Annotated in this window: 6 protein-coding genes; 2 read left to right on the top strand and 4 right to left on the bottom strand. The window is 44.9% G+C overall.

Annotation, left to right across the window (positions count from 1 at the left end; all coding sequences use genetic code 11):
- Window positions 1–25 precede the first annotated feature (25 nt).
- The 4 genes from AC23P2_RS24085 to AC23P2_RS24100 form a co-directional block, all read right to left on the bottom strand.
- Complete coding sequence (locus AC23P2_RS24085) at window positions 26–1,204, bottom strand: sialidase family protein (protein ID WP_487775565.1); 1,179 nt, start codon at window positions 1,202–1,204, stop codon at window positions 26–28.
- Window positions 1,205–1,310: 106 nt separating this feature from the next.
- A complete protein-coding gene (locus AC23P2_RS24090; protein ID WP_487775566.1) occupies window positions 1,311–2,366 on the bottom strand; it encodes a polysaccharide deacetylase family protein in 1,056 nt (351 codons plus the stop codon).
- 125 nt (window positions 2,367–2,491) lie between these two features.
- Window positions 2,492–4,861 carry a GH92 family glycosyl hydrolase gene (locus tag AC23P2_RS24095; RefSeq protein ID WP_487775567.1) on the bottom strand — a complete coding sequence of 790 codons (2,370 nt, stop codon included), beginning with the start codon at window positions 4,859–4,861 and terminating at the stop codon, window positions 2,492–2,494.
- 61 nt (window positions 4,862–4,922) lie between these two features.
- Window positions 4,923–6,848 (bottom strand): PfkB family carbohydrate kinase, encoded by a 1,926-nt coding sequence (locus AC23P2_RS24100; RefSeq protein ID WP_487775568.1) that lies wholly within the window; start codon window positions 6,846–6,848, stop codon window positions 4,923–4,925.
- Between the two features lie 282 nt (window positions 6,849–7,130).
- On the opposite strand from AC23P2_RS24100, the gene AC23P2_RS24105 reads away from it, so the two are divergent.
- Together AC23P2_RS24105 and AC23P2_RS24110 are read left to right on the top strand one after the other, a co-directional pair.
- Complete coding sequence (locus AC23P2_RS24105; RefSeq protein ID WP_487775569.1) at window positions 7,131–7,832, top strand: DUF6090 family protein; 702 nt, start codon at window positions 7,131–7,133, stop codon at window positions 7,830–7,832.
- Window positions 7,833–8,715: 883 nt separating this feature from the next.
- Window positions 8,716–8,991: DUF1349 domain-containing protein (locus AC23P2_RS24110; protein ID WP_487775570.1), on the top strand; the 276-nt coding region annotated here is incomplete at its 3' end.

The following is an 8,991-nucleotide window of genomic DNA, read 5'->3' on the forward strand; positions in this document are numbered from 1 at the left end:
TTACATTGCCCATTTTGTTGATGCTTTAGTTGATTCTTTTTGGATTCACCACCACGTATTTGATGGACTTATTTTTGTTGTCGGCGTGGGCAGAGTAAGTGATGTGCAAAAGTCCGTCGGAAGTTTGAATGAGGCACGGATAAGAGTAGCCACCTTTATCGCGGGGGTGGTCTTCTAAGCGGGTTTTCCATTTCCAAGTTTTGCCTTCGTCGTCAGAAAGATACAGGCTGACACGGTAGCGTCCGTCTTCAATGTCGTTGCCAAGAAAGGCCAGTCGCCCATCTTGCAAATTCAATAATTCGACACTCGCGGTGTTTGGAATGTCAGTTTTGACCGAAGCCGTCCATGATTCTCCTTTGTCGGACGACTCGCTGATGTGAACGCGCGTAGGTGCGTCGCCACTGTCGCGTAGGTAGGCGATAATATTTCCATTTTTTCGCAGCGCCAAAGCGGGTTGAATCGGTCCACGACCTACCAAAGGAAGGCTGGGACGCCAAGTCGCACCAAAATCGTCCGAAATGGCCATCATCGAAAAGTTATACCCGTCGGAATAAAGCGGTAATACAATCCGACCGTTGTCAAACTGAAGCGGTTTGATGCGCGTCATCCACCCGATGCTTCTTTTGGTGGCATCTTTGGCAGCTTCGATAACCATGTTGTCGTATTTAGGCGCATAGCCCGCCCATCCTGCGGTGTATTCGGGTAGTTTTTTGAATTTTTCGGCTACTTCTTTGGCAAAACGGTCGTCGGGTTTGAGCAAAATATTGTCTTGCCAATTCCAAACGGGCGCACCGTTGCCGCTATAATCAGTGGATGTTTTAAACCGAAGAATCGACTGTTCCCATTGATTGGCTTGTACGGCAATCCATACCAAAAACAGCGTGCCTTTTTGGTTTAAAAACAACACAGGGTTGCAGTCGGGCAGGAGTGGGGTATCGGCCATTTCAAACGGCTCGCTCCATTTCGTTTGCCCTTTTTTGAGACGTGAACCCATGATTTTTACATCATCAGCCGTACGTTCACCGCTGCCATGAAACCATACTGAAAGAAAATCACCGTTGGGCAAAGCCACAAGGCTACTTCCGTGGACGTGTTTTTCTTGGGGTGGGAAAATGAGCGTGGATTGAACGATGGGTGATTGGGCAAAGGTGGTTTGAAAGAGGCAAATAAAGGCAAAGAGGAAGAAAGAATAACGGAGTTTCATTCGTGCTTTTTTTATTGATAAAACTTGTTTTTTGTCATGCTGTAAGCATCTAAAACGGTTGTTAATTCATCTGATTTTTAGGCCCTTACAGGGTGACAAAGGAAATTTACTTCACTTTCTTACGGCGTTCCATTACTTCGCGCCAAGTAGTAAGAATGATACCTTTCGACTGAATATAAGCTTTTAATTCAGGGCTCATCATCGAGAGCATATCGGCGTAGCGCGAACCACCCGAGGCACTGATGTATTTGAAAGCGTCGGTGATGTCGCTGCTGTGTACGATGAACATCGCCAAGCCAGGCTGCATGGCATTGAGGGTTTCAATGAACTGCTGGGCCTTGTATTTCCCCCATTCTTCAGGGGAAGGATTGGGGGTTGAAGGTTTCCAGTCGCCGCTGATGGTGTGCAAATCGTCCAAAACAGGTAGGCCCAATTGCCAAATTTTTTGACCTACTGCCGTCGATGATTTGGTCAATTCAGGGTCGGGGAGTTTCATCCCTTCTTGCCATTTTCCTTCGGCTTTGAGTTTTTTGACCACAGGCAAATTAAGGCACTCTTTCAACAGTTTATTATTCCCCCCAGGAAACATGACAGGAATCTGGTACTCGGCTCCTACCTTGATGTAACGTTCCAAAAAAGGTTGGTGCGCAAAAAGCGTCCCCATGTGCGAGTCGAGGTGCGTGGGTTTGAGTCCCATGCGTAATGCCCGCTCCACTTGCGCGCGTATTTCTTTTTCGACTTCGTCGGCTGTGCCATTTTTCACCACTTGAGCTACTTCGTGCCACAAATTACCCTCATTGTCAACCAAACTAGGTACGTTCTGAAAACCCGCCAACGGCGTCCAGCGGTAGTCGCGCCACTCAGATGTGAGGGTAAGGTGAACCCCTGCGTCTAAGTTGGGATTACTTTTTTTGATGTAATTAACAAAACTCGCCGACCACGCACACGGAAACATGATGCTGCACGAAGTGGCGACGCCTTGCTCTACTGACTTGATGGTACCCTGATTGGATGAATACGACATCCCAGGGTCATCAACGTGGAAAATGACTACTTTGGCACCTTTGGGCCAGCCGAGTTTTTCGGCGTAGGTATCTTGGGCATGTGCTCCAATAGCAAGTAGAGATATGATTAAGAGAAGAGTTAATTTGTTGATTTTCATGTTTTTGGAGATTGCTTCGTTGCTTGTTTTAATCTGTGCCAATCTGTTTAATCAGTGTTTCATTTACGGTGATTTTAGCACACTGATGACATTGATTCGACAAGATTTTTACAGATTTTAGAAAACTAAAGACTCTGAGAGTAAGGCACAGATGTTTTACTTGTTGCCCACGTTTTATTGGGCTGGTCACCCATTTCAAACACCAATTCTCCACCCGCCATGATTTCGCTGTGGTCAATCCAGCTACGGTCAAAAGGTTTGCCATTGAGGGTTGCCGATTGGATGTAGCGGTTTTTGTCGGAATTATTGTGGGTAATGATTTTGAACGTTTTCCCATCTTTTACCCCGAAACTTACTTCATCAAACAGTGGACTGGCGATGACGTATTGCGAACTTCCTGGTGTCACCGAATACAGCCCCATACTACTCATTAAATACCATGAAGAAAGCGAACCCATGTCTTCGTTTCCACACAAACCCGCTGGCCCCGTGCGGTAGAAACGCTTGAGTACTTCACGCACCCAGTATTGGGTTTTCCAAGGCTGAGCGGCGTAATTGTACAAATAAGCCACGTGGTGTGAAGGCTGGTTTCCGTGAACATATTGACCAATGGTGCCAACGACCCCGACGTATTTGGGCGGAGTAATGGACGCATCCATGTTGAAAAACGTATCCAAACGCTCGGTAAAAGCTTGATTTCCACCCAGTAGCTTTATCAGACCTGAAGCATCGTGCTGCACCGACCACAAATATTGCCATGCGTTTGACTCGGTATAATGGCGGTTGGGACGACGACCTACCAAAAGCGGATCGAAATAGCGGTAATAATGATGTTCACCTACGGAGTCGATGGCTTGTTGATTGTTCCCTAATGCTTCTAACCAAGCTCCATTGGCACGGCGAGGACGCATAAATTGAGTGGAGGCGTCATAGACATTGCGGTAATTTTGGGCGCGGCGGTAAAACAAAGCGGCATCGTCTTTTTTGCCCAATGCCTCAGCCAACCGCGCAATACACCAGTCGTCGTAGGCCAATTCCATGGTGTTAGGCACCGATTCGGTGGTTCTGTCGCAAGGTGCATAGCCAAGTTGGATATAGTCAGCCAAACCAGCTCGGCCTGCACTGGCAGGAATATTGGCGGGCGGTGACTCCAAAGCTTTGCGGCGCATGGCGGCATAGAGCGCCTCAATATCCCAGTCGCGGTAACCTTTAAAATAGGCGTCCACCACGACAGGAATCAGGTGGTCGCCTACCATGCTAGGGCGGTAGGTATTGCGGAAATGTTGGGCGGGCAGCCAGCCAAATTCTTGGGTTTTGGCACCAATGGATTTGACAAAATCATTGACGTGTTGAGGTGCAACAAGGGCCAACAACGGATGCTGCGAGCGATAGGTATCCCAACAAGAAAATGAAGTAAAAAAACTGTAATTCTGTGCTTTATGGATTTTATGATCCATGCCCATGTATTGACCATCAACGTCTTGTCCTGTGTATTGCGATAACAAGCTGCGGTAGAGAGCGGTGTAAAAAATCTCCTTTTGTGCCTCGTCATTGGTTTTGACAGCGACTCTTTTCAGCGCTTCGTTCCACGATGTGCGGGCATCATTTTTTACTTTATCAAAATCCCAGTGCGGCACTTCGGCTTGTAGATTTTTGCGAGCACCTTCCACGCTCACGTGCGAAATCGCCACTTTGACGGTCACTTGGTCGCCTCTTTTGGTAGAATAACCTACAAAATAGCCAATATTGAGCCCTTTTTCTTCGGTTTTGTAGGGCCAATATCCTTCGGCCGATTCGGGGGTAATGTAGTCGTTGTCCCATGTACCGTAGTACTCAAATGGGCGGCTAAATTTTGCCACAAAATAAACCATTGTGCCATTGGCGTCTTTGTAACCTTCAAGGGTAGAATCATTCGTCATTTTTACAAACGAATCCCCACTCGTAGCATTTCCCCCGATTTCGTGGCCAATGTCCATCAAAATGGTCGCTTTTCGTGCTTTGGGGAACGTATAACGATGTACTCCTACGCGGGTGGTGGCGGTAAGTTCGGCCTTTACTTTGGGGTCTTTGAGGAAAACCGAATAGTACCCAGGAGTGGCTACTTCGTCTTTTTTGTCATAACGTGAGCGATAACCCGCGTCGGGGTTTTCTTTCGTCCCTGCCGAGGTTTGCACTTTGTCGCCCACAATCGGCATCAATAGTACGTCGCCGCCCGTGGTCATTCCTACTCCGCTGAAATGGGTATGGCTAAAGCCAATGATAGAGCTGTCGGCATAGGTGTAACCTGCGGCATACGTCCATCCTTTAACGTCGTGGTCGGGACTGAGCTGCACCATGCCGTAGGGGAGCGTTGCCCCAGGGAAGGTATGGCCAAAGAAATCGGTTCCGTTGAACGGGTCAACGTAGTCCACAGGGTCTTTGGAAGAAGAACCGCATCCCCACCAAAGAAGGGAAGTAAGTAATAACAAAAAAGAGGTTGTATAAAAGTGCTTCATTTTCAGGTTGTTGTCTAAACCTTATAGGTTTTAGAAACCTATAAGGTTTGAGGAGGTAGTTTTACACCGTTTCCGAAATCTCTTCTTCTTTAAAAAGCAAACTGACTAATTTTTGGTACTGAGAAAAATCGGGGATAATGAGTTGCGCTCCCGCTTTGACGAGGCGAGGACGTTTGTCGAGGTTATACCCAAAACGTTGTACTTCATTGCTCGCAATCCCCACTGAAATTCCGCCCGAACGACGCCCTTCGCGGATTTCGTCAGGGCCGTCGCCCAGTACGACCAATTCGTTTCCGTTAAGATTGTTTTCGCGGATGATGCGTTCGATAATCATCTTTTTGGAGAACTTAGTGTATTCACGAAGTGCGCCGTAAATACCTCCATCAAACAAATCGGCGTAACCCAAAACCGTAGCTTCGTTGCGAACATCGTCCACGTCGGTACCGCTGGCGAGGTACATGGTTACGCCACGCGCTTTGAGCTCATGCAAAAATGAAACCGCGCCCTTCAGCGTATAGTCTTGCCAGTCTAACTCGCCCGCTTGAAGTTTGGCAACGCGTTTGTCCACCAACTCCATGAGTGCGTCGTTGTAGATTTGTTTGTATTCAAACTTATCCAAAATCTGGTCTTCTGGCACATAGCCCGCTTCCCGAACCATGTTGACGAGCCCCTCCATCTGGTAAATAGTCTGAATACCAGTGGTTTTATGAATAAATTCTTTGACCTGGCGAAGCACTTTGTTGTACGTTGCCTGATCAACGGAGTCGTAAAAATCTCCCAAAATTGCCTTCATCATTACAGGCTCCATGATTTCCTCCCAGCCGTGGCGGAGGGTACTGATGGTGCCGTCGTGGTCAAAAACGGCGTATTTGATGTGTCCAAGTCGGTCTAAAATAGACTCGTCACACAGTTCAATTTCTGTTTCTGGTAAAAAGACAGCTTGGCGTGGATTTTCGGCCAAGTCAACTTGGTAGGCGTAGTGTGGGTCTTGGCTGATGGCCAAAATTTCTTCGGCATTGGCCGTGCCTGTGGTAAAGAGTTTTTGTACCGTAACCCCCGCCGCAAAATTGGCAAATTCGGCAGCTTCGGCTGGACTAACGCCCACCGACAAACACAACGTAATGGCGCTAATGACAGTATCGCCCGCGCCCACGGTGTCGAGGCGGCTCGTGAGTTGCAGTCCAGGAACTTCGTTGAAGCCTGTGGTGTCAAAAGACGTAATGCCTCGTGCCCCGCAAGTGACAAAAACGGGTTTTTGTGTTGAACTGTGAAGGGCTTTTCCGTATTTGAGGACATCGGCACGAGGAAGAACCGTGCGAGGCTCAACTTCTACACCATTGAGGTGAGCGGCTTCAACGTCGTTGAGCTTGCGGTAAACGTTCGTAAAGCGGTCGTTGAAGTGACGAGAGTCAACCAGAATAATTTTGTGGCTGTATTGGTCAAAAAGCGCATTGGCTTTTTCGATAAAACTATCGTTGGTGATACTTCCTACGACTTGTTGGTTGAAAATCAAGGCATCATAGCTTTCTAAGGCCGACTGAATACTGGCCAAAATCAATTCATCGGTTTCGAGCGAACGCTGATTATACACCCCAAAGTCGATGCGAGGCTCTTCTACGCCTTCGACGTAGCGTTTGAGGTACGAATACGTTTGAAAATCTTCTTTTTGGACAAAAAGGGAACTGGTATCAGCGCCAAGGGCCTGCAGTTGAATGGCTAATTCACGACCAAAAATGTCATTGCCCACAACACCAATTACTTTGATAGAAGCAGGTCCAAGGGCGGCCAGATTGGCAACAACATTACCCGCGCCGCCAGGCGTATAATAATGACGTTCAACGGCCTGCGCCTGTAAGCCTGTTTCGATGGAAACTTCCGAGTTGCGAGTGTCCATGATCCAGTAAGAGTCTAAACAAAAATCGCCATAGACGGCTACTTTGGCCGACTTTATTTTATCAAGAATAGCATTGATGTGAAAGGTGTTCATAAAAACAGATGGGAGTATCTACCGTTAATTTTTATTGGTAAATACTTCCATCAGAGAAATCAAGGCTACTGATATACTGATAAAATTCAAAGTTTATCTTCGTTCGGTACTATGTGGTTGGGGTTGTGAGCAACCCTTTCGTTGGGATTTGAGAATCCCAACGCACCCGTGTGAGCGGGATTCTCAAATCCCGCCGGGAACGAGTGCAAAGATTTTTTTCTTTTTTGGTAAATCAACAGGATTTTTCGTTACTTACTCTCGCAAGCAACTGATTTTTGAACGATGGAAGGCAAAAAAATAAAACAATTCCTCAAAGACGCCCTCGAAAAATACATTTCGGAAGTGTTGGTCATCTTTATTGGTATTTCTATTTCATTTTTCTTCGATGAATGGCGAGAAAATAGAAAGGATAAAGAAACAATGCGAAAGCATTTGACAGTTTTGAGAAACAATCTTGTGCAGGATACAATGCAGTTGACACTGATGATAAAATATGGCAATAGTTTTGTGCGCAATATTGACAAATTGGTGTATTTCCAAAAAGATTCAGAAATAACGGACAGCCTTACTCAGTACATTGACAATGCCGCGAGTTACCTAGTGTTTAAACCAAACCAAATCGCTTACGAGGAAATAAAGCAATCGGCGCACACCAATTTAATCGAAAACGATTCTTTGAAAACCCTCTTTCTGTACCACTATACGTCAACCATTCCCAATTGTGTGGAGTGGTGTAAAGTAGATGAAACCCATACCATGACGCAGCTAATCCCCGAAATGACCATCTATTTTCCCGTAGTTGCCGACTCATTGAATAGGGTATCGCCCCTTGAAATAACGAAAGCGCTGAGAGGGAGAAAGTTAAGGAATTTGCTTCTGGCAAATAGTACTTACAAAAAAACAACCATTCTATTCTTTCGGATGACCCAAAAGTCAACCAAAGCTCTTTTGAAAAAAGTTGATGAAGAGTTGGCAGAAGATTAAAAATGCGGTTGGACGTGTTGGGCTGCTGGAGAGAGATTTACGCATGTATGTGTGAGCGGGATTCTCAAATCCCGCGTATGTGAGCAAAGTGTGTGCGAGGGTTCTCAAACCCTCGTTGCTGTTAAATATGTGCCTTAGGGTTGGTTTAAGCGTATTTGCACAGATAGCGTGAGGCTGCGCCTCGTGCTATCTATTGAAAGGCTTCCAGCCAATGCAAATAGCCTAAATATTACGGTTTGTATTTGTAAGATAAATAGAATACGCTACGATTGTTTAGTAACGTTTCGTTTAATTTTATGCTTTTTTGAAAAATATTTTCCTTTTTCATTGAAAGAGAGCAAAATTTTATGAAACTTGCTTTTGGAAGTACCAACAAACCACCAACGGTTGTTGTTTTACAATAAGTTACTCATTCTCAATGCTAAGTGTTGAAGTTCGCCTAATAATACGTTGAAAACCAAAAATAAGACATGAAAAACAGACAAATCACAATACTTGGATTAATTGTTTTTTTATAGGATTAGGGACAATCTTAATTGACAAAAATACTGAGAATGGAATTTTGAAGCTCTTATCTGAATATGGTAGGCATTTAACAATGTTAGGAGGCGGATTAATAGGTTATGGATATGTTAAAAAGAATCAAAAAGTGAACTAAGAATAGTTTAACTTTTAGAGTAATTTTTACGCTTTTTAGTTCTTAGTATATGCCATACCAGGTGACTTTGATCGGAATTGCTACTTAAAATTGCTTTCTCTCCAACTTAAAGTTTTCCTAAAGTCTCGATAAACAATTAAATTAACTTTAAAGTTATTGCAAAGGCTTTTTAATGCTTGTCGTTAAAAAATTAGTTAAAAGTGTTTTGATATTTAAAAAAATGAAATGAAGAACATGCAATGGTTTAATATGCCCGAAAAATGGAGTTTTGAGAATAACAAACTTTATATGTTTGTAACACCGAAAACTGACTTTTGGCGAGTAACCCATTATGGGTTTACAGTAGATGATGGACCGTTTTTCTACGCAACATTAGGCGGAGAATTTGAAGCAAAAGTAAAAATAACAGGTGACTATAAAGAAAGATATGACCAAATGGGTCTGATGTTGCGCATAAACGAGAGGATTTGGATAAAAACAGGTGTAGAATTTGTAAATAAT

This window comes from Runella sp. R0.1_18 (assembly GCF_057652155.1).

Bases quoted from the DNA above. Each gene is read 5' to 3' on its own strand.
- AC23P2_RS24095 (WP_487775567.1), bottom strand. From the start codon at position 4,861: ATGAAGCACTTTTATACAACCTCTTTTTTGTTATTACTTACTTCCCTT.
- AC23P2_RS24085 (WP_487775565.1), bottom strand. From the start codon at position 1,204: ATGAAACTCCGTTATTCTTTCTTCCTCTTTGCCTTTATTTGCCTCTTT.
- AC23P2_RS24100 (WP_487775568.1), bottom strand. From the start codon at position 6,848: ATGAACACCTTTCACATCAATGCTATTCTTGATAAAATAAAGTCGGCC.
- AC23P2_RS24090 (WP_487775566.1), bottom strand. From the start codon at position 2,366: ATGAAAATCAACAAATTAACTCTTCTCTTAATCATATCTCTACTTGCT.
- AC23P2_RS24105 (WP_487775569.1), top strand. From the start codon at position 7,131: ATGGAAGGCAAAAAAATAAAACAATTCCTCAAAGACGCCCTCGAAAAA.